The sequence below is a fragment of the Pseudomonas rhodesiae genome (assembly GCF_007858255.1).
GTDB classification, from domain to species: Bacteria; Pseudomonadota; Gammaproteobacteria; order Pseudomonadales; family Pseudomonadaceae; genus Aquipseudomonas; species Aquipseudomonas rhodesiae.
Genome location: NZ_VFEU01000012.1, coordinates 105,376 through 125,283, shown reverse-complemented (window position 1 = coordinate 125,283; position 19,908 = coordinate 105,376). Strand labels below are relative to the sequence as shown.

Annotated in this window: 16 protein-coding genes; 12 read left to right on the top strand and 4 right to left on the bottom strand. The window is 61.9% G+C overall.

The annotated features are described in order from the left end of the window. The first annotated feature begins 38 nt into the window (after positions 1-38). From FIV35_RS18605 to FIV35_RS18595, 3 genes are all read left to right on the top strand, one after another. Positions 39-2,156 carry a TonB-dependent receptor family protein gene (locus FIV35_RS18605; protein WP_034138521.1) on the top strand — a complete coding sequence of 706 codons (2,118 nt, stop codon included), beginning with the start codon at positions 39-41 and terminating at the stop codon, positions 2,154-2,156. Positions 2,157-2,242: 86 nt separating this feature from the next. Beyond that, on the top strand, positions 2,243-2,785 hold the full coding sequence (locus FIV35_RS18600; RefSeq protein WP_034138520.1) for a sigma-70 family RNA polymerase sigma factor: 543 nt from the start codon (positions 2,243-2,245) through the stop codon (positions 2,783-2,785). Further along, positions 2,782-3,714 carry a FecR family protein gene (locus FIV35_RS18595; RefSeq protein WP_034138519.1) on the top strand — a complete coding sequence of 311 codons (933 nt, stop codon included), beginning with the start codon at positions 2,782-2,784 and terminating at the stop codon, positions 3,712-3,714. The genes FIV35_RS18600 and FIV35_RS18595 overlap by 4 nt, the downstream gene beginning before the upstream one ends. Here the strand turns inward: FIV35_RS18595 and FIV35_RS18590 are convergent. After that, positions 3,711-5,540: a sigma-54-dependent Fis family transcriptional regulator gene (locus FIV35_RS18590; RefSeq protein ID WP_034138518.1), complete on the bottom strand. Its 1,830-nt coding sequence runs from the start codon at positions 5,538-5,540 to the stop codon at positions 3,711-3,713. The genes FIV35_RS18595 and FIV35_RS18590 overlap by 4 nt on opposite strands. 268 nt (positions 5,541-5,808) lie before the next feature. Between FIV35_RS18590 and FIV35_RS18585 the strand changes: the two genes are divergently transcribed. From FIV35_RS18585 to FIV35_RS18550, 8 genes are all read left to right on the top strand, one after another. After that, entirely contained in the window at positions 5,809-6,903 is a 1,095-nt protein-coding gene (locus tag FIV35_RS18585; RefSeq protein ID WP_034138517.1) for an ABC transporter ATP-binding protein, read from the top strand. Further along, positions 6,903-8,000 (top strand): ABC transporter ATP-binding protein, encoded by a 1,098-nt coding sequence (locus tag FIV35_RS18580; protein ID WP_034138516.1) that lies wholly within the window; start codon positions 6,903-6,905, stop codon positions 7,998-8,000. Before FIV35_RS18585 ends, FIV35_RS18580 begins: the two co-directional genes overlap by 1 nt. Beyond that, positions 7,997-8,863 (top strand): carbohydrate ABC transporter permease, encoded by an 867-nt coding sequence (locus tag FIV35_RS18575; RefSeq protein ID WP_034138515.1) that lies wholly within the window; start codon positions 7,997-7,999, stop codon positions 8,861-8,863. The genes FIV35_RS18580 and FIV35_RS18575 overlap by 4 nt, the downstream gene beginning before the upstream one ends. 10 nt (positions 8,864-8,873) lie before the next feature. After that, complete coding sequence (locus FIV35_RS18570) at positions 8,874-9,674, top strand: carbohydrate ABC transporter permease (protein WP_083377858.1); 801 nt, start codon at positions 8,874-8,876, stop codon at positions 9,672-9,674. 11 nt (positions 9,675-9,685) lie between these two features. Continuing rightward, positions 9,686-9,958, top strand: coding sequence for a DUF2160 domain-containing protein (locus tag FIV35_RS18565; RefSeq protein WP_003232363.1), 273 nt, complete (start codon positions 9,686-9,688; stop codon positions 9,956-9,958). Positions 9,959-9,991: 33 nt separating this feature from the next. Next, entirely contained in the window at positions 9,992-11,734 is a 1,743-nt protein-coding gene (locus tag FIV35_RS18560) for an ABC transporter substrate-binding protein (protein ID WP_034114134.1), read from the top strand. A 401-nt stretch (positions 11,735-12,135) separates the two neighbouring features. Continuing rightward, entirely contained in the window at positions 12,136-13,515 is a 1,380-nt protein-coding gene (locus FIV35_RS18555) for an iron-containing redox enzyme family protein (protein ID WP_034138514.1), read from the top strand. A gap of 11 nt (positions 13,516-13,526) precedes the next feature. Further along, positions 13,527-14,471, top strand: a complete 945-nt coding sequence (locus tag FIV35_RS18550; RefSeq protein WP_034138513.1) for a methyltransferase — start codon at positions 13,527-13,529, stop codon at positions 14,469-14,471. 8 nt (positions 14,472-14,479) lie between these two features. Here the strand turns inward: FIV35_RS18550 and potE are convergent, their stop codons facing one another. The 3 genes from potE to FIV35_RS18535 form a co-directional block, all read right to left on the bottom strand. Then, positions 14,480-15,805 carry a putrescine-ornithine antiporter gene (potE, locus tag FIV35_RS18545; RefSeq protein WP_034138512.1) on the bottom strand — a complete coding sequence of 442 codons (1,326 nt, stop codon included), beginning with the start codon at positions 15,803-15,805 and terminating at the stop codon, positions 14,480-14,482. A gap of 53 nt (positions 15,806-15,858) precedes the next feature. Beyond that, complete coding sequence (locus FIV35_RS18540; RefSeq protein WP_034138511.1) at positions 15,859-19,092, bottom strand: AAA domain-containing protein; 3,234 nt, start codon at positions 19,090-19,092, stop codon at positions 15,859-15,861. 62 nt (positions 19,093-19,154) lie between these two features. Next, positions 19,155-19,583 carry a hypothetical protein gene (locus FIV35_RS18535; RefSeq protein WP_034138510.1) on the bottom strand — a complete coding sequence of 143 codons (429 nt, stop codon included), beginning with the start codon at positions 19,581-19,583 and terminating at the stop codon, positions 19,155-19,157. A gap of 117 nt (positions 19,584-19,700) precedes the next feature. Here FIV35_RS18535 and FIV35_RS18530 point away from each other — a divergent pair, with 117 nt between their 5' ends. Then, positions 19,701-19,901: a hypothetical protein gene (locus FIV35_RS18530; RefSeq protein WP_146375040.1), complete on the top strand. Its 201-nt coding sequence runs from the start codon at positions 19,701-19,703 to the stop codon at positions 19,899-19,901. Positions 19,902-19,908 lie beyond the last annotated feature (7 nt).

Here is a 19,908-nt window from a genome sequence, read left to right as displayed (position 1 = left end):
AAGCCTTGCACGCCTCCGAATTTCAAGGATTTGCCCTCATGCTGTTGCGTCAACCTCCGTTTCTGTTTGCTGCCTTGGCCCTGACCTCTCTGGGGCATGCCGAAGAACTGCAATTGGCGCCGGTGGAAGTCACCAGCAGCGAGGCCAGCGCTGGCGAAGTGGCCCAGGCGCAATTGCGCAGCGTGCCTGGCGCCACTAACTACATCGACATGAACAGCGTGCAGCAGGGGCGGGTCAGTTCCAATGAAGACGTGTTCAAGTACCAGGCTGGGGTGTACGCCAAGGCGGCTAATAACGAAGGGGTGAAACTGTCCATTCGCGGCTCGGGCCTCAATCGCGGCCCAGGCGCCCACGCTTCCGGCTTGTACGAAATGTTCGACGGCCTGCCATTGACCGGCCCGGGCGGTACGCCCTACGAACTCAAAGACCCGCTATGGCAAAGCCGGGTCGAGGTGTTGCGTGGTGCCAACGGTTTTGACCAAGGCGCGCTGGCGCTGGGCGGGGCGGTCAATTACGTGACCCGCACCGGCTACGACGCGCCCAAGCTGCAACTGCGCTATGAGATGGGCAGCCGTGGCTACGGGCAGCGTGAGATCAGTTCGGGCCAGGTGCTGGGGGATGCCGATTACTACATCAGCCTTACCGATTCCGAGTCCGACGGCTATCAACACCAAAGCGCCGCCACCGGCAAAGGGGTTGCCGCCAACTTCGGCTATCGCTTCAACCCGAATCTGGAGACGCGTTTTTACCTGCGCTACCGCGAAACCACCAACGACACCCCCGGCAAACTCACCCGTGACCAGATCAGCCATGATCCACGCGCGGCCAATCGCCTCAATGCCGCCCGCGATTCCAAGCGCCTGCAACCCGGTTCCACCTGGCTGGCCAACAAGACCACCTTGCAGTTGGATGACAACAGTCGGGTCGAGGTAGGCCTGGCCTACCACGATTACCCCATGGACCTGCGCGAAGGCACCAATCGCCTGAAAGTCGCCTATACCGATATCAGCGGCACCCTCAATTACATCCGCCAGGACACGCTGTTCGGCCACGACAGCAAGACGACCGTGGGGCTGCGCACCACTCAGGCAATGCCCAACAATGGCACGTCGGAATATGTACGCACTCCCGCGAATAATACTGCGTCCTACGCTCCCGGCACTAAAACCCGCGACTACAGCTACCTGGGTTCCGACACCGTGCTGCATGTGGGCAACGACCTGGAGCTGGTTCCGGACCTGTGGCTGACCACTGGCCTTGCGGCGATCTACACCCGCCGCGAAACCGAAGTGACCTACCCGGCCACGGGCACGCCGGTCAGCCAGCACGATTGGGACTACGCGCCGCGCATCGGCCTGCGCTATGACTTCACCGCGCAATTGCAGGTGTACGGCAACTTGAGCCGCTCGGTGGAGCCGCCGCACGCCTGGTCGATGATCTGGGGTTCCAACCGCTATTTCCCTGAGCGCAGCGGCCCGGCCACTGGCTTGCAGCGTGAAGGCGTGAAGTTGAAAAACCAGACCGCCACTACCCTGGAAATCGGCGGGCGGGGCGAGCAGTGGTTTGGTCAGTGGGACTTGGCGCTGTACCGCTCCGAGGTGCGCCACGAACTGCTCAGCGTCGAGACCCAGGCACAAACAGCCACCGCCAATGCCGTGATCGCCGAGTCCAACGCCAGCCCCACCGTGCATCAGGGTGTGGAACTGAGCCTGCTCAGTCCGCTGTGGGAGGGCGGCCGCAACGGTCAGCTCGCCCTGCGCCAGGCCTACACCTTCAGTGACTTCCATTACCGCGACGACGAGCGCTTTGGCGACAACAGCTTGCCGGGCATCCCCAAGCATTACTACCAGGCGCAGCTGCGCTACAGCCACCCGACGGGGTTCTACACCAGCCTCAACACTGAGCATTCGTCGCGAGTGGCGGTGGATTACGCCAATTCCTACTACGCCGCGTCCTACACCACACTGGGCGCCACCCTCGGCTACGACGCCCCCAAACAAGACTGGCAAGCCTGGGTCGACCTGCGCAATCTGACCAACCGGCGTTACGCCAACACCGTGACGCCCGGTTACGACGACAAAGGCTTGGATGCCGCGCGTTCAACCCCGGCGGACGGTCGTGGCATTTACACCGGTGTGTCATGGAGCTGGCGTTAAGCCGGGTGTCAGCCCTTGCTCCCATAGCGTTTTACTGGCATTGTTCGCGCAATTGGTAATATTTCCCATTTGAGAAGTTTTTGCGCATGCATGACATTCCGGCCGCGCTGGGCGATCCAGTGCGTCAGCAGACCCTTACGGCGATGTACCGCGAACACCATGGCTGGTTACACGGTTGGCTGCGCAAAAAACTCGGGTGCTCGCAACAGGCTGCGGACCTGGCCCATGATGCGTTTATTCGCGTCTTGATGCTGTCCGAGCCGCAGCACATCCAAGAGCCGCGAGCTTTTTTGGCGACCACGGCGGGGCGCCTGCTGATCGATGGCGCGCGTCGGCGGCGCATTGAAAAAGCCTACCTGCAAGCGCTGGCAATCCAGAGTGAAGATGCCGGCGTGCCCGATCCGGCAGCCATTCATGTGGCACTGCAAGCCTTGGAGCGTATCGCCGAGATGCTCACCGGTTTGCCGGCCAAGGCCCGCGAAGCGTTTCTGCTGAGCCGCCTCGACGGGCTGACCTACAGCGAAATCGCCCTGCGCTTGAACGTGTCCCCCAGCTCGGTCAAAAACTACATTTCCAGTGCCCTGGTGCACTGCTACCACAGCCTGCACGCGGCGGACCCGCTGTCGTGAGTTCCGAACAGATCATTCAGCAAGCGGCGAATTGGCTGACGCGTCTGCACGACGAAGATGTCAGCGAAGCCGAGCGCCGGGCATTCGAGGCCTGGTGCCAGGCCGACCCGCGCCACGGGGTGGCCATCGAGCGTATGCGCGGCCTGTGGGGGAGTTTCGACACCGTGCCCGCGCAACCGGCGCGCATTGCCCTGAAGCGCGCTTTTCCCACGCCACGCGCGCGCGGAGCCCAGGTGGTAGGCCTGCTCGGTGTGTTGCTGTGCGGATGGCTGAGCCTGGAACATATGCCGGTGTGGATGGCCGACCAGCGCACCGGCGTCGGCGAGCGCCGCCAAATCGCCCTGGCAGACGGCAGCCAGTTGCAGCTCAACAGCAACTCGGCGGTGGACGTGAAATTCGACGGCCATCAGCGAGTGATCGAGCTGTTGCAGGGGGAGCTGTGGGTCGATGTGGCCAAGGACGCGCAACGGCCCTTCGTGGTGCGCACCAACCAAGGCACGGCGACGGCGTTGGGTACGCGCTACCTGGTCAAGCGCGCGGCGGACGGCTCGACGCTGGTGACGGTGATCGAGTCCACCGTGGCGGTCAAAGGGCAGGCCAGCGAAAGCGTCAAGGTCACGGCCGGGCAACGCTCGGTGGTGGACCACGGCCGCGCCCAGCCGCCCCAGCCTATCGGTAATGCCGACGCGGACGCCTGGACCCGTGGCCTGCTCAAGGTCAACGATCAACCCTTGACCGAGGTGCTGCAAACCCTGGCCAGCTATCGCCACGGCCTGTTGCGGTTCGACGCCGCTGCTTTGGGCGATATGCGCGTGTCCGGGGTGTTCAAGCTGGATGACACCTCGGCGGCGCTGTCGGCGTTGGCCGATAACCTGCCGATTCAGGTCGAGTACTTCACCGACCTGCTGGTGGTGGTCAAGCCGCGCTAATGCTGGCGCAGGCGTTTATACAAGGTGTTTCGGCTCACTCCCAGTTCCCTGGCAAGGTGGGAAATATTACCGCCGGCGGCTTTGAGGCGCCGGGTCAGGTCGTCGCTGTCGTCCAGCCCATCGTTGGCCGGGGCCGGCGCCGCCCGGTCCAGGTCGACGAAGAAGTCGTCCGGCAGATGCTCGACGCGGATCGGCTGCTCTTCGGCCATCGCCAGCGCCACCTGCAGCACGCTACTGACCTGGCGCAGATTGCCCGGCCAAGGGTGCTGCTCGAACAGCGCCAGCACCTCGGCGCTCAAGCCGGCCCTTTGCGTCGGCTCGCGATGCTGTTGCCACAGTTGTTGGAACAGCGCCTGTTTGTCACGGCGTTCGCGCAATGGGGGCAGTTCCAGGGTCAGGCCGCCGATGCGGTAGTACAAATCCTCGCGGAAACGCCCGGCCTGCACCCACTCGCGCAAGGCTCGATTGGTGGCGGAGATTATGCGCAGATCCACCGGGAACAGGTCGCTGCTGCCCACCGGTTGCACGCAGCGTTCTTGCAAAACCCGCAATAGCCGCGCCTGGGTCGGAAGTGGCATGTCACCAATTTCATCGAGAAACAGTGTGCCCTTGTCCGCTTTGCGGATCAGGCCGATGCTGCCTTTCTGATTGGCGCCGGTGAACGCGCCTTTTTCGTAGCCAAACAATTCCGATTCCACCAATTCGGCGGGAATCGCCGCACAGTTCACCGCGATAAAGGCCTGGCGGCTGCGGGAACTGGCCTGGTGCAAGGCTTTGACGAACACTTCCTTGCCCACTCCGGTTTCGCCGTGGATCAGCAGCGGAATGTCTTTTTCTAGCAGGCGCTCGGCCTGGCGCACGGCTTTTTCCACGCGCGGGTCGCCAAAGTGCAGGGTCTTGAGACCGATGGCCGTGGGGGCAGGCGTAGGGCGCGGTTCGCGAGCCTTGGGATCGGTAAATACGCGGGCTTGCACCGGCTGCTGGAGGGGACGCTTGAGCAGGCACTGGAAGCGGTTGCGCCCGGCCGCCTGCAATGAGAATGGCAAGCCTTCGGGCTGGTTGAGCAATTCCAGCAACGACACTTTGAACAGGCTGTCGATCATCACGCGCGACAAACTGATGCCCAGCAGGTTGTCGGCGCGACGGTTGGCCGAGAGCACCTGGCCGCTTTCATCGAAAATCAGCAACCCCGCCCACTGGCTATCGAGATTGCTCAAACCGGTGTTGAAGGTCAGCTGGAAGTGCTCGCCGCGAAACAGGTTGAGGATCAACCGGTTCTCCACGGTCTGGCTCATCATTTTGACCATGCCGAGGGTATGGGAGGGTGGCAGGTAGCTGTCGCTGGAAACGTCCAACACCGCGATGATTTCGCGCTGGGCATCGAAGATCGGCGCCGCGGAACCGGTCATAAAGCGGTTGGCCTTGAGAAAGTGTTCGTCGTGCGCGATGTGCACCGCCTGGGCACAGGCCAAGGCGGTGCCGATGGCATTGGTGCCGCTGGCGCGCTCCAGCCAGCTGGCGCCGGCGCTGAAACCACGGGCCAGCTTGGGTTCGATAAAACGCTGGGTGCCCCACGACGTCAGCACTTGGCCCTGGTTGTCAGCCAGCATGATCAGGCAGTTGGAGTTGCTGAGGATATTTTCGTAGTAGGGCAGGACTTCCTGGTGAGTGGTCTGCACCAGGGAATGCTGGCTCTCCAGCAATTGGCTGATGCCCTCTGCAGGCAATTGGTCAAAGCTGGGGGGGCTTTGGTGGTCCAGGCCAAAGGCGCGGCAACGGCGCCAGGAGTCCTGAATGATGGTGTCGTGAGCCAAGGGTTCGGCCATGGGGCGACCTTCTTTTTATTGTTTTGGGGTCTTGCGCAATCTACTGGCGCCAACGCTACAAAATGCGTTGAGCATTCAATCGGCTTCAAAGAGTGTTGTTCAGAACTGTTCACTGTCAAGCCCCAAACTGTTCACTTGCTCAACCAAATTGTTCACTCCTGAACATCACCTAAGCCCCATTTCCTTGTGAATCAAGTACCTGCATTTTTGGCACGAAACTCGCTCTGACGACTGGCCAGATTCATTCCAATAATAAAAAGGTCGTGTCATGTCATTGACCCTGGAACATGTCTCCCGCGTTGTCGAAGGCCAGACTTGGATCGACGACGCCAACCTGCGTTTCGAACCCGGTTCCTTCAACGTTCTGCTTGGCCGGACGCTCTCCGGCAAGACCAGCCTGATGCGTCTGATGGCTGGGCTGGACAAGCCCGACAGCGGCCGCATCCTGATGAACGGCGTGGACGTCACCCACAAGCCGGTGCGCCTGCGTAATGTGTCGATGGTCTATCAGCAGTTCATTAACTACCCGACCATGACCGTGTTCGAGAACATCGCCTCGCCGTTGCGCCAGGCCGGCATGGCCCATGAGCTGATCCAGAGCAAGGTGCTGGAAACCGCCAGGATGCTGCGCATCGAAAAATTCCTGCAACGCCACCCGCTCGAACTGTCCGGTGGCCAGCAGCAACGTACCGCCATGGCCCGGGCCTTGGTGAAGGATGCCGAACTGATCCTGTTCGACGAGCCGCTGGTGAACCTGGACTACAAACTGCGCGAAGAGCTGCGTCAGGAAATGCGCGAGCTGTTCGCCGCGCGGCACACCATCGCCATCTATGCCACCACCGAGCCCAACGAAGCCCTGGCCCTGGGTGGCACCACCACCATCCTCCACGAAGGCCGGGTGATTCAGAGTGGCAAGGCCGCCGAGGTTTATCACCAGCCCCAGACGGTACTGGCCGCTGAGCTGTTTTCCGAACCACCGATCAACCTGATGCCCGGGCGGATCAGCGGCAACGAAGTGAGCTTCGCCAATTTCGTGCATTTCCCCCTCAATGTGGACCTGCGTCCGATCGGGGAGGGCGAGTTCCGTTTCGGCATACGCCCCAGCCATATCAGCCTGGTGCCAAGCAACGACGATGACCTGGAGCTGGCGGTGACCGTGGAGGTGGCTGAGATCAGCGGCTCCGAAACTTTTTTGCATGTGCGCAGCGAACATTTCCTACTGGTGCTGCACCTGCCGGGGGTGCATGAGTACGACGTCGATGCGCCGATCCGCGTGTATATCCCCACCCATAAACTGTTTGTGTTCGATGGTCAGGGCCGCTTGGTCCAGGCCCCCGGGCGCCGTGTCGCGAGGGTTGCCTGATGGCCGAGATCCATTTGCAGAACCTGGCGCACAGTTACAGTCCTACGCCGAACGGGCCTGAAGACTACGCGATCCGGGCAATGAACCATGTGTGGGAGCAGGGCGGTGCCTACGCCTTGCTCGGCCCGTCGGGCTGCGGCAAGTCGACCTTGCTTAATATCATCTCCGGGTTGCTCAGCCCGTCCGAAGGCCAGGTGCTGTTCGATACCCAAGTGGTCAACGACCTTACGCCGGAAAAACGCAACATCGCCCAGGTGTTCCAGTTCCCGGTGGTCTACGACACCATGACGGTGTTCGACAACCTGGCCTTTCCATTGCGCAACCAGGGCATGGCCGAGGCGAAAATTCACAGCAAAGTGCAGGAAATCGCTGAAGTCCTCGACCTGCAAAACCTGCTGAACAAAAAAGCCCGCAACCTCACCGCCGACGAAAAGCAAAAAGTCTCCATGGGCCGCGGCCTGGTGCGTGACGACGTGTCGGCGATCCTGTTCGACGAACCGTTGACGGTGATCGATCCGCACCTGAAGTGGAAGCTGCGGCGCAAGCTCAAGCAGATCCATGAGCAGTTCAATATCACCATGGTGTACGTCACCCACGACCAGTTGGAAGCCTCGACCTTCGCCGACAAAATCGCGGTGATGTACGGCGGGCAGATCGTGCAGTTCGGCACGCCGCGACAGCTGTTCGAACGGCCCAGCCACACCTTTGTCGGCTATTTCATCGGCAGCCCTGGGATGAATCTGATCGAGGTGCAGGCCGAGGCGGGCGGGGTCCGCTTTGCCGGCACCCACCTGCCGCTATCCACTGCAATGCAACAGCGCCTTGCCGAGACCAGCTACCAGAGGTTGCAGGTCGGCATCCGCCCGGAATTTATCCACGTTTGGGACGAGCACAACTCTGACGCCCTGCAAGCCGATGTCACGCATCTGGAAGACCTCGGCACCTACAAGATCATGACCCTCACTCTCGACGGTGCGACGCTCAAAGTGCGCCTGGCCGAAGACAAACCGGTGCCCGAACACAAGGCTTCCATCAGTTTCCCCGCGCAATGGCTGATGCTCTACGCCGACGACTACCTGCTGGAGGTGTTGCCATGAACAAGGTGCAGAACAACAAAGCCTGGTGGCTGGTACTGCCGGTGTTCCTGCTGGTGGCGTTCAGTGCGGTGATCCCGATGATGACCGTGGTCAACTACTCGGTGCAGGACATTTTCGACCAGTCCAGCCGCTACTTTGTCGGGGCCGACTGGTACAAGCAGGTGCTGCTCGACCCGCGCCTGCACGACTCGTTGCTGCGCCAGTTCATCTATTCGGCCTGCGTGCTGTTGATCGAAATCCCGCTGGGTATCGCCATTGCCCTGACCATGCCGACCAAAGGCCGCTGGTCGTCGCTGGTGCTGATTATCCTGGCTATCCCGCTGCTGATTCCGTGGAACGTGGTGGGCACCATCTGGCAGATCTTCGGCCGCGCCGATATCGGCCTGCTGGGCTCGACCCTCACCGCCCTGGGGATCAACTACAACTACGCGGCCAACACCATGGACGCCTGGGTCACGGTGCTGGTGATGGACGTATGGCACTGGACCTCACTGGTGGCCCTGCTGTGTTATTCCGGCCTGCGGGCGATTCCGGACGTGTACTACCAGGCTGCGCGTATCGATCGCGCGTCGACCTGGGCAGTTTTCCGACATATCCAGTTGCCCAAAATGAAGAGCGTGCTGTTGATCGCGGTGATGCTGCGCTTTATGGACAGCTTCATGATTTACACCGAGCCCTTCGTCCTGACCGGCGGCGGACCGGGTAACGCCACTACGTTCCTGAGTCAGACATTGACCCAGATGGCCGTAGGTCAATTCGACCTGGGTCCGGCGGCGGCGTTTTCCCTGGTGTATTTCCTGATCATCCTGTTGGTGTCCTGGCTGTTCTACACCGCCATGACCCACTCCGACGCCAACCGCTGAGGCCGCCAACATGAGCAAACGCAAGCTGATTCCGTTGTTGCTGTACATCCTGTTCCTGCTGGTGCCGATCTACTGGCTGCTGAACATGTCCTTCAAGAGCAACACCGAGATCCTCGGCGGCCTGACGTTGTTTTCGCAGGATTTCACCCTGGCCAACTACAAGGTGATCTTCACCGATCCGAGCTGGTACACCGGTTACCTCAATTCGTTGTACTACGTGAGCCTGAACACGGTGATCTCCCTGAGCGTGGCGCTGCCGGCGGCCTATGCGTTTTCGCGCTACCGCTTTCTGGGGGACAAGCACCTGTTCTTCTGGCTGCTGACCAACCGCATGGCGCCGCCGGCGGTGTTTTTGCTGCCGTTTTTCCAGCTCTACTCTTCCATCGGCCTGTTCGACACCCACATCGCTGTGGCGCTGGCCCATTGCCTGTTCAACGTGCCGTTGGCGGTGTGGATTCTGGAAGGTTTTATGTCCGGCGTGCCCAAGGAAATCGACGAAACCGCCTACATTGACGGTTACTCGTTTCCTAAGTTCTTCGTGAAGATTTTTGTGCCGTTGATCGGCTCCGGCATCGGGGTGACGGCATTTTTCTGCTTTATGTTTTCCTGGGTCGAGCTGCTGCTGGCGCGCACGCTCACGTCGGTCAATGCCAAGCCCATTGCGGCGGTGATGACCCGCACCGTTTCGGCCTCCGGTATCGACTGGGGCGTGCTGGCCGCGGCAGGGGTGTTGACCATCCTGCCGGGCATGCTGGTGATCTGGTTTGTTCGTAACCACGTGGCCAAGGGCTTTGCCCTGGGCCGGGTCTAGAGGATTCGATGATGGAATGGATGGCCTGGACCACCCCCACCGCACTGTTCTTTGGCGGCATCGCCCTGATTCTGGCGGGCATGACTACCTGGGAGCTGCGTTCGCCGAGCATCCCGCGACGCGGGTTTCTGCCGATCAGCACCACCCGTGGCGATCGTTTGTTTATCGGTCTTCTCGGCAGCGCCTACCTGCATTTGCTGGTAATCGGCGTTACCGACTGGAGCATCTGGGTAGCGTCCGCGCTGTCCCTGGTATGGCTGTTGAGTGTGATGCGCTGGGGCTGATGCCCTTATGAAATAAACAACCAGGAGGTCTCTATGTTGAATAAGAACAATAAGCTGCGACATAGCATTTCATTGGCCGCCGTACTGGCCCTGAGCGGTTTGAGCGCTTCGGCCTGGGCCGATGCCTACGAAGACGCCGCGAAAAAATGGATCGGCAGCGAGTTCAAACCGTCCACCCTCACCGAAGCCCAGCAGCTCGAAGAGTTGAAGTGGTTTATCAAAGCTGCGGAGCCGTTCCGTGGGATGAAGATCAACGTGGTGTCGGAAACCCTCACCACCCACGAGTACGAATCCAAGGTGCTGGCCAAGGCCTTTAGCGAGATCACCGGGATCAAGCTGACCCACGACCTGCTGCAGGAAGGCGACGTGGTGGAGAAACTGCAAACCCAGATGCAGTCCGATAAAAACATCTATGACGGCTGGGTTAACGATTCCGACTTGATCGGTACCCATGTTCGCTATGGCAAAACCGAATCGATCACCGACCTGATGGCCAACGAAGGCAAGGACTTCACCTCGCCGACCCTGGACCTCAAGGACTTTATCGGCCTGTCCTTCACCACCGGTCCGGACGGCAAGCTCTACCAACTGCCTGACCAACAGTTCGCCAACCTCTACTGGTTCCGCGCCGACTGGTTCGAACGCCCGGAGCTGAAAGCCAAGTTCAAGGAAAAGTACGGCTATGAACTCGGTGTGCCGGTGAACTGGTCTGCCTACGAGGACATCGCCAAATTCTTCAGCGAAGACGTCAAGGAAATCGACGGCAAGCGCATCTATGGGCACATGGACTACGGCAAGAAAGACCCGTCCCTGGGCTGGCGTTTCACCGATGCCTGGTTCTCCATGGCCGGCGGCGGCGACAAAGGCCTGCCCAACGGTTTGCCGGTGGACGAGTGGGGCATTCGCGTGGAGGACTGCCACCCGGTGGGTTCCAGTGTCACCCGTGGCGGCGACACCAATGGCCCGGCGGCGGTGTTCGCCACCCAGAAATACGTGGACTGGATGAAAGCCTACGCGCCACCGGAAGCAGCGGGCATGACCTTCTCCGAATCCGGCCCGGTGCCGTCCCAGGGCAATATCGCCCAGCAGATTTTCTGGTACACCGCGTTTACCGCCGACATGACCAAACCGGGCCTGCCGGTGGTGAATGCCGACGGCACACCGAAATGGCGCATGGCGCCGTCGCCGGTAGGGCCTTACTGGGAAAAGGGCATGAAAAAGGGCTATCAGGACGTAGGTTCCTGGACGTTCCTCAAGTCCACCCCCGAGAAGCAGAAACTGGCGGCCTGGCTCTATGCGCAGTTCGTGACCTCGAAAACCGTGTCGCTGAAGAAAACCATCGTTGGTCTGACGCCGATTCGTGAGTCGGACATCAACTCCCAGGCCATGACCGACATGGCGCCGAAACTCGGCGGGCTGGTGGAGTTCTACCGCAGCCCGGCCCGCGTGGAGTGGACGCCTACCGGCACCAACGTGCCGGACTACCCACGCCTGGCGCAACTGTGGTGGAGCAATATCGCCGCCGCCGCCAGCGGCGAGAAAACCCCGCAACAGGCGTTGGACAACCTGGCCAAGGAGCAGGACGCGATCATGACGCGCCTGGAACGCTCCAAGGTGCAGCCGGTGTGCGGCCCGAAAATGAACCCCGAGCGTGACGCGCAATACTGGTTCGACCAACCGGGCGCACCCAAGCCGAAACTGGCCAACGAGAAGCCCAAAGGCGAGACCGTCGGCTACAACGACCTGCTTAAACAATGGGAGGCGGCGCGCAAGTAAGCGCCTATTTGTAGTGAGCGGGCTTGTCGAATCGTCGCACCGCCCGGGCTGGGCTGCGTAGCAGCCCCTTCTTAAGGTGCCGCGGTGTGTCAGATGGGACACATCGCCTGAGACAGGGGCTGCTTCGCAGCCCGGCGCGGGGCAAGCCCGCTCACCACACAAACAAGCCCGTTCACTACACAAGTCTCTCCACCCCATACCGCTGCCAGGCCTTGCCCTGCCAAGGCTTTCAGGCCGATTCTGCGCCACAGCAATTGACCGCTGGTCCACCCCGCCTTAATCGGATTTGAATTTTCCGCACCTCCCGAGGCTCTGCATTCTAGACACGCGCCGTTCAGCGTGCTTACGGGGCCGCCTTGTCGGGAGGCCTGGTTGTTTAGGACTTTGCGGACACTGCCATCATGACGTTCCTCACAGCGCTCTCAGGCCAGCCGGCCTCGATGCATCATTCGGCTCACGGTCGTTATCACGCCCTGTACCAACAGCTGTACAGCGAAGCCGAGGGCGCCGGAGAAGCCGCACGGGATTTTGTGCAAGCGCAATTGGCCCAGGCGCGTAAGTTGCCCGGCGACCTGCCCGAGGTGCCTGAGCATCTGGCCGCCTGGGTGGAGCAGCGCTGCGCCGAAGTGGCCCAGGCCTACGCCGAGTATCTGGAGCAACGCCAGCAAGGCCGGCCCCGTCGATTTTTTCACAACAAGGCCCATGCCTTGTATTGCCTGCAGCGCGTGGCGCCGACCAAACAGGTCGACGGCGCCTGGCTGTATGGCCTGCTGCCCCATTGGCACGACTCGCGCTTTGACGGCCTGCTCACCACCTACCTGGAAGAATTGGGCGACGGCCACGCCGCGCAGAATCATGTGGTGATTTACCGCAAGCTGCTCAGCGACCACGATGCCACCAGCGAAGCCGGCCTGGACGACGATCACTACCTGCAAGGCGCTCTGCAGCTGGCGCTGGGTCTGTGCGGTGAGGACTTCTTGCCGGAAATCATCGGCTACAACCTGGGCTATGAGCAGTTGCCCCTGCACCTGTTGATCACCTCGTACGAACTGAGCGAACTGGGCATCGACCCCTATTACTTCACGCTCCATGTAACCATCGACAACGCCAGCACCGGACACGCCTGCAAAGCGGCGCAATCGGTCATCGACCTGTTGCCGTTGGGCGAGGGCAGGGCGGACTTCTATCGACGTGTGGCTGAGGGCTATCGCCTCAATGACTTGGGCCCGGGCACCACGGCCGTGATCAATAGCTTCAACCTGCACGACGAACTGGTGGCCATGCTCGAACGCAAGCGCACCTTCGGCCAGCACATGCATTCGGACTATTGCCGCTTCGAAGGCAAGACCGTCAACCAATGGCTCGCCAAGCCCGGGCAGATCGGCGCGTTTCTCCAGGCACTGGAAGACAAGGGCTGGATCAAACGCAACCAGGACCCCGCCGAAAGCCGCTTCTGGCAACTGATCGAAGGCGCCGGTGCGGCGATGTTCGGGGTGTTCAGTGGCTATGAAAAACAGGTGCTGCATGACTGGATCGCCGGTGATTGGATCAGCGCCGAACGCGTGCCTGCGGTGCGCCCCGGTCGTGGCAAACCGCTGCCCCGCGACACGCATCGGCCGACGGACCCGGACACCCAGGCGCTGGTCGAATCGCTGTGCAACCTCAACGATCAACAGCAACTCACTGCGCTGCTGCCGTGGTTGTCGGCCCGGCGGCATTGCACCCCCGCGGGGCTGTACGCCACGCGCCGCTTTATCCAACTGCGCGCGCGCCTGCGCTAAGGAACCTGTTTATGTCCGCACAACAACTGGCCGACCGTGCGCTGCTGAACCTGGGACGCGGTTTGCAACAGAGCGGCTACCGCTTTATCACGCCCACGCCCTTGACCCATGACCGCGTCTACGCACGCCTGGCGACGCCGCTGGCCATGAACCTGCGCGATGTCTTCGGCTGGTCGATGCCGTTCGACCGCGACCTATTGCCCGACGCCTTGCGCGAAGAGTTGCAACACGCCGATGTCGTTGAAGAGCACGATTCGCTTTGGCGCAGCGCCGTGCGCTGGTCGAGCCTGGATGACCTGTTGATCGCCCACTCGGCGTATCCCACCACCCAAGCGGATGCGGTGTTTTTCGGGCCTGACAGCTACCGCTTCGCGCAACTGATCGACGCCCACTTGCAACAGCGCTTCGAGCCGATCAAGCGTGCTGTGGACATCGGCTGCGGCGCTGGCGTCGGTGCGCTGGTAATCGCCCGCTCGCGACATGACGCCCAAGTGCTTGCGGTGGACATCAACCCGCGCGCCTTGCGTCTCACCGCAGTGAACGCTGAGTTGGCCGGCCTGAGCAATATCAGCGCGTATCACAGCAACGTGTTGGACAGCGTGGAAGGCGAGTTCGACATGATCGTCGCCAACCCGCCCTATATGAACGATGACCGCCAGCGGGCCTACCGGCATGGCGGCGGCGCCTTGGGCGAGCAACTGTCGGTGCGGATTGTCAGCGAGTCCCTCGGGCGCCTGGCGGTGGGCGGCACATTGGTGCTGTATACCGGTGCGGCGATTGTCGCCGGGGAGGATCCGTTCCTCGCGGCGGTCAAGCCGTTGCTCGGCAGCGATGCCTACGGCTGGACCTACCGCGAACTAGACCCGGATGTATTCGGCGAAGAGTTGGAAAAACCCGGTTATGAGCGCGTAGAGCGGATCGCCGTGGTCGCATTGGCAGTGACCCGTTTGCGCTGAGGGCCGGTTTAGCAACTCTCGGCCCGCCCATCATCGACGAAGCGTTTAGCCAGAAAACCGTACAGCACATAACCGAACGCCAGCACCAGCATCGCGCCAAACACCGCCTCTTCGCCGCAGGCGTAGATCGCATACAGCGAATACGCCGCAGCCACCAGCACCACCAGCGTATTGCGTACTTGCAGCGCTTGAGGGGCGCGGGCCTTGTGCATCATCACCATTAGCCCGGTGAGGGCGGTGACGTAGGGAACCAGGTTGGTCACTACCGCCAGGCTGACCAATTTGCTGAACTGCGCTGAGGCGGTGGGCGAGATCGTCGACAAAGCGATCAGGCTTTGCAGCGCGGCGCAGGCCAACAGGCCCAGGAGTGGCGCGTTGGCTTGGGTGATCCGACTGAAGAAACGCGGAAACATGCGCTGGTCCGCCGACATCTTGGCCGTCTGGGCCAGGGTGAACTGCCAGCCCAGCAATGAGCCGATACAGGCCACCACCGCCAGCGCCATGATCACGTCGCCAACCCACGGCGCGAACATCTGCGCATACACCACCGCGAAGGGCGCGGACGCGCTCGCCAGTTCGGCGTTCGGCACGATGCCCTGGATCACGGTGGTGGACAGCACGTACACCAGCGCCGCGCCGAGGGTGCCGAGCAGGCAGGCCAGAGGCACGGTGCGCTGTGGGTCTTCCACGGCGTCATGCCCCTGGGCCGCCGACTCCATGCCAAGGAATGCCCACAGTGTCAGCGGAATACTCGCGCTGATCGCGTCCCATCCTTGAAGCTGGTGCGGGTTCCAGGCCGCCACGAACACCTCGAACTTGAAATAAAACCAGCCGATCACACACAGCCCCACCACCGGGATAATCACGCCCCACACCGTCACCACGCCTATGCGCCCGGTCAGGCGTGGGCCGCCGAAATTGGCGGCGGTGGTCAGCCAGATCAGCCCCAGGCTGCCGATAAACAGCGGCACCGGGCCACTGGCCAGCCATGGAATAAACGCCGAGAGATAGCCCGCCGCCGAAATCGCAATCGCCACATTGGCGATGATCAGCGACAGAAAATACAGAAACGAACACAGGAAGAACCCCGACTTGCCGTGGGCTTCTTCGCTATACGCCGACATCCCCCCGGCGCGTCTGCAGAACACGCCGCATTGGGCAAAGCCATATGCGATCGCCATCGAGCCCACCGCCGTGATCAGCCACGACAGCAACGAAATCGCGCCCAATTGCGCCATGCTCGCCGGCAACATGATGATGCCCGAGCCCATCATATTGATCGTCACCAATGTGGTGAGGCCCAGCAGGCTCATCTTTTTGCTTGGCGTGGTCATCGAGTACTCCGTTGAGCCTGTGGGCCGGTATGACCGTCAGCAATAGCGCGGATTCAGGCGTTTGTCTCGCTCGGGCGACCAGGGGCCAGCGCCTGTTGCGGCAGCAACGTCATCACATCGCAGAACAATGCACGCTTTTGCCAGTCGTTGCAGTCACCGATCACGTACAAGCGGCGCTTGGCCCGGGTGGCGGCCACGTTCAGCAGGTTCGGCTCGCTGACCACCCAGTCCCGCGCACCGGCGTTTTCGCTGCTGCCGCCCAGCACCATGATCACCACGGGCGCCTCCTTGCCCTGCATGGTGTGAATGGTGCCGTAGAGCATTTTGCGCGGCAGCAGCTCTTTAAGGCGATCGCGCACCGCCTGGAAGGGTGTGACCACGGCAATATCGGCGATTTTCACACCATCCTGGCGCAGCATCGCCAGCAGGCGCATCAGGGCATCGCCTTCGGCCGCGACCCAGTTGCCGGACGAAGGGCCATGCGCTTCGACCCAGCCGGTGGCCAGGCTGGCCGGTGTTTCTTTGGCCGGGGAGGGCGGCACAGTGCCGAAGACCATGGCGCCGTCGTAGGCGATGCGGTTCGCCAGCGCATACATCGGACGGTCGCAGCGACGATGCACCACCAGCGGCAAGCCGACCCAGCGCTTGGCCTGCGGCGGGCCCATCATTCGGCCCCAGCGGGTGGCTTCGTCGGCCAGGGTTTGCGCGGACTGGCGCGTCGGCATCCAGTATTCGTCGACGCCGTAGCGGGTGCGCATATGTTCCAGCACCGCTTCCGACACGGTGACGATGGGCTTGAGTTGCAGCGGATCGCCCACCAGCACGGCACGGCGCGCGCGCCATAGGGCACCGACCGCCGCTTGCGGGGTGGCCTGGCCGGCTTCGTCCACCAGCAGCCAGCCGATTTCACCGACCCCCAGGGAGCCGAACGAGCGCGCGAACGAGGCAAAGGTGCTGCTCAACACCGGCACGAGCATAAATAACGACGCCCAGCTCGAACGGATCGCCGCGCGCGAGACGCCCTGGAAGCGCCCGCCCTGTAACACACGGTTGATGAAATACAGATTGGCGCGAACGCGCTTGGCTTCCAGCTCGAAGAAGCATTGGTGCAACTTCAGGGCCTGGATAAACACTCGGGCGCGGGCCTGGCGCCAGCCTTTGATCGACCACGGTTCAATCAGCTCAATGGCCTCGCCGCGTCCGATAATGCCGTGGCGCAGCCAGGCCAGCAGGTGCTCTGCCTTGCACGCCTTGGCCAGTGCGGTGATTTGCTCAATCTGCTGGCGCTGACGCTCGCGTAAACCGCCCAGAGCCTGCTGGTGTTCCGTGCTCAGGTGATTGAGCGCCTTGCTTTCGCCGGTCAGACGCGCGGCGCTGCGTTTGACTTGTTCGAAGCTTTCTTCGGCCAGGGCGTGCCGGCTGCGGATAACACCTTGTACTTCATTCCAACGCCGCTGCTCGCCCCATAGGCTCAGGAGGTTGGCAAAGAACCCAGGCTTGCCAGCCAGGTGCCGCTGCACCTCGTTCAGGCTGTGTTGCAGAGCGTCGTGGGCGGGCTTGAACTCGCGCTCGTCGAGTTGAGCGATGCGCGCATCGGTCTCTTTGATCGTGTGGGTCAAGCGCTTGAGTGCGTCCTCTTGCTCAGCGATTTGCGCGCGCAAAGCGCTGACAGCCTGCAAATGGTCGTTGATGCGCTGGGCGTCGGCGCTCAACTGTTCGGCGTGAGCCTTGGCCGCCTGATAATCCGCCACTGCCTGCTGCCAGGTGCTCAGGCGTTGCGCGGAGGTGCGGCTGATATCGGCCTGGGTTCCGAGCCAGCCGAGGACGCCACGGCGCGCCTGTTCTTGGCTGTCTTCGCCGGGCTCGTCTTCTTCTTCCTGGTCGTCGTCCAGCTCCTCGGCCTCCAAGGCCGACAGCCAGTCGTGCGCCTGTTCTTCGAGGTCGCTGGCCTTGGGTTTGCGGGGTGGCTGGCCGTAGAAGTAGCGGCTGATAAAGGTGCGGCGCCGCGCCTTGCTGCCCAGCGCGGCGGAGATCAGGCCCCAGGCGGGTTTGCCGCTGACCAGTTCACCCAGTTCGCCGAAATAGTCAGCGTCCGGCAGCCAACTGGCGTCGATCTTGTCGCGCTGCGGCAACTCCAAGGTGACGTTTTCGACGGCGCCGTTATTGGACGACGCGATCACCATCTCAAAGCCGAACAATACCGGGTTGAGCGCATGCACCGTTTGGAAGTCGGTGCCGTCGCTCACCCGTTCGGGCGTGCCGTCGACAAAAGCGGCAGACGCGCGGGGCAGGGCGGCCAGGGCATCGGCGCGCTGGGTGACCACGGCGGCCAGCAGATCACGCAACAGGGTGGTTTTGCCGGTGCCGGGCGGGCCGTTGATGCCCAGCACCCCTTCGCCATCGCTCAAGTTATGCAGCAGGGTATTCACCGCCAATTGCTGGGAATGCACCAGCCCCAGGTGATGCTCGGCCGGCCAGCAGCCCAACGGGTAGTGTTTGGGCGCCAGACGCTCGATTAACGCCAGGGAGGCATCGTCATCGTCGATGTGCAAGCGCTGTTGCGGGGCATGTCGCGCCAGGTACTGCGCCAGCGGTGCGCTGGTGATGCCATTGCGCAGGCTGTCCGCCACGTCGGCCAGGTCCGCGAGCAGAAAGCTGTTGAGCGGGTCGTCTTCCTGGGCGGGGTTCTTGACCTTGATGGGCGTGGAGCGCCAGCGGTGGGTGTAGCGCTCGGTGGCGCTGAAGAAGTCGTCCAGGCCGAGGAAGTTTCGAATCTTCTCCGTCAGCTCGACCAACATCGCTGCATCGACTGGGCCGCCCATCAGCGGCTTGATGTCCTCGCGCAGATAGTTTTGTTCCTCGTCGAAGCCGCGGGTCCAATCCCTGTTTGCCAGGGCGCGGCCGAGGAACCAGGCTTCGCTGGAGAGCACCAGGCTGTCTTGCACCATCAGCCCCTGCTCGGTGAACTTCAGCGCGAAAAGCGCGGACTCGCGGGTTTTCGGCGGCTCTTTGTAGCCTTGGTCGGCACCGTAGAGTTGCTTAAGGCTTTCGGCCACGCGACGGCTGTCGTACAGGTGGGCGAAGAGGGTGTGGCTCCAGACCCGGTCTTTAGGTTTTTGCTGGCCGTGCGCCGGGCTGCCGGCAGCCCATGGCATCACCGGCCGCGCCGCATTGCAGTCATGCAGGAACGACGCAAACAGACTGTCGCGCTTTTCGATTTTGGGGGCCGATTGCGGTTGCAGCAGCTCCACGGCGTGCCAGTAGCGGGTGATGCTTTCTCGGGTCATCAATCTCAATCCTTTGCGTAAAACGCCGGTTCATCCCGGTTCGGCGCGCATTGCGGGGGGCTTTAAGCCAGTTGGGGCAACAGGTTCAAGTGACCGTCGACCTCGTTGACCAGGCCGCTGGCCAAAAACAGTGGCACCAGGCGTTTGTGCAGTTGCGGCTCGACAAATTCCTTTACGGTATCCAGGGCCAGCACACCGGTAGTCGGCAGCTCTGCCTTGGTATACGACAACCAGGCCTTTTTCAACGCCTGCAACACATCGCTGCCTGCCGTGGATGCAAAGCGGCGATGGGTGGCTTTGCCGTCGAAGCTGAAGGTGTGCTGGAACGCGTAACCGCTTTCGTCGCCACCGCTGGCGGTGCAGCGGATGCAGGTGCAAGGGCCATCGCCGAACGCGCTGCGCAGGTAAGTGTTGAAGTCCACCACCGGTTTGAGTGACAGGCGCTTATCGACCTCGAACAGGTCCCCGGTCATTTTTTCGTCAGTGTTCAACGTCCGTTTCCTCGCAGTGGCATGGCAGCTTTTCAAAGCGCCGCACAATAACAGTCGAGGGCGGGTTTGGGCACTACTTGCGCTCGCGGGTGGATGAGTTGCGATAGAACGACAGAATTGCCAGCAACTGAACAACCGCTATCGCGGCCACCATCGCCCGGCCAACGTTGCTCGCACCTGGGCGGTGCGTTGGGCGCGCAGTTGCTGACGCATATGCTGCATGAGCGCTGGCTGATGCGCACGCTCGATACCCGCGCGTTAACGGTCACCCCGAAAGGCTGCAAGCGCCTGGCTGCTGTATTTGATATTTCATCCTGACGCGGGG

What these genes read in the sequence shown, in the direction of transcription:
- FIV35_RS18605 (WP_034138521.1), top strand. Translation starts at nt 39, where the DNA reads ATGCTGTTGCGTCAACCTCCGTTTCTGTTTGCTGCCTTGGCCCTGACC.
- FIV35_RS18600 (WP_034138520.1), top strand. Translation starts at nt 2,243, where the DNA reads ATGCATGACATTCCGGCCGCGCTGGGCGATCCAGTGCGTCAGCAGACC.
- FIV35_RS18590 (WP_034138518.1), bottom strand. Translation starts at nt 5,540, where the DNA reads ATGGCCGAACCCTTGGCTCACGACACCATCATTCAGGACTCCTGGCGC.
- FIV35_RS18585 (WP_034138517.1), top strand. Translation starts at nt 5,809, where the DNA reads ATGTCATTGACCCTGGAACATGTCTCCCGCGTTGTCGAAGGCCAGACT.
- FIV35_RS18580 (WP_034138516.1), top strand. Translation starts at nt 6,903, where the DNA reads ATGGCCGAGATCCATTTGCAGAACCTGGCGCACAGTTACAGTCCTACG.
- FIV35_RS18575 (WP_034138515.1), top strand. Translation starts at nt 7,997, where the DNA reads ATGAACAAGGTGCAGAACAACAAAGCCTGGTGGCTGGTACTGCCGGTG.
- FIV35_RS18570 (WP_083377858.1), top strand. Translation starts at nt 8,874, where the DNA reads ATGAGCAAACGCAAGCTGATTCCGTTGTTGCTGTACATCCTGTTCCTG.
- FIV35_RS18565 (WP_003232363.1), top strand. Translation starts at nt 9,686, where the DNA reads ATGGAATGGATGGCCTGGACCACCCCCACCGCACTGTTCTTTGGCGGC.
- FIV35_RS18560 (WP_034114134.1), top strand. Translation starts at nt 9,992, where the DNA reads ATGTTGAATAAGAACAATAAGCTGCGACATAGCATTTCATTGGCCGCC.
- FIV35_RS18555 (WP_034138514.1), top strand. Translation starts at nt 12,136, where the DNA reads ATGACGTTCCTCACAGCGCTCTCAGGCCAGCCGGCCTCGATGCATCAT.
- FIV35_RS18550 (WP_034138513.1), top strand. Translation starts at nt 13,527, where the DNA reads ATGTCCGCACAACAACTGGCCGACCGTGCGCTGCTGAACCTGGGACGC.
- potE (WP_034138512.1), bottom strand. Translation starts at nt 15,805, where the DNA reads ATGACCACGCCAAGCAAAAAGATGAGCCTGCTGGGCCTCACCACATTG.
- FIV35_RS18540 (WP_034138511.1), bottom strand. Translation starts at nt 19,092, where the DNA reads ATGACCCGAGAAAGCATCACCCGCTACTGGCACGCCGTGGAGCTGCTG.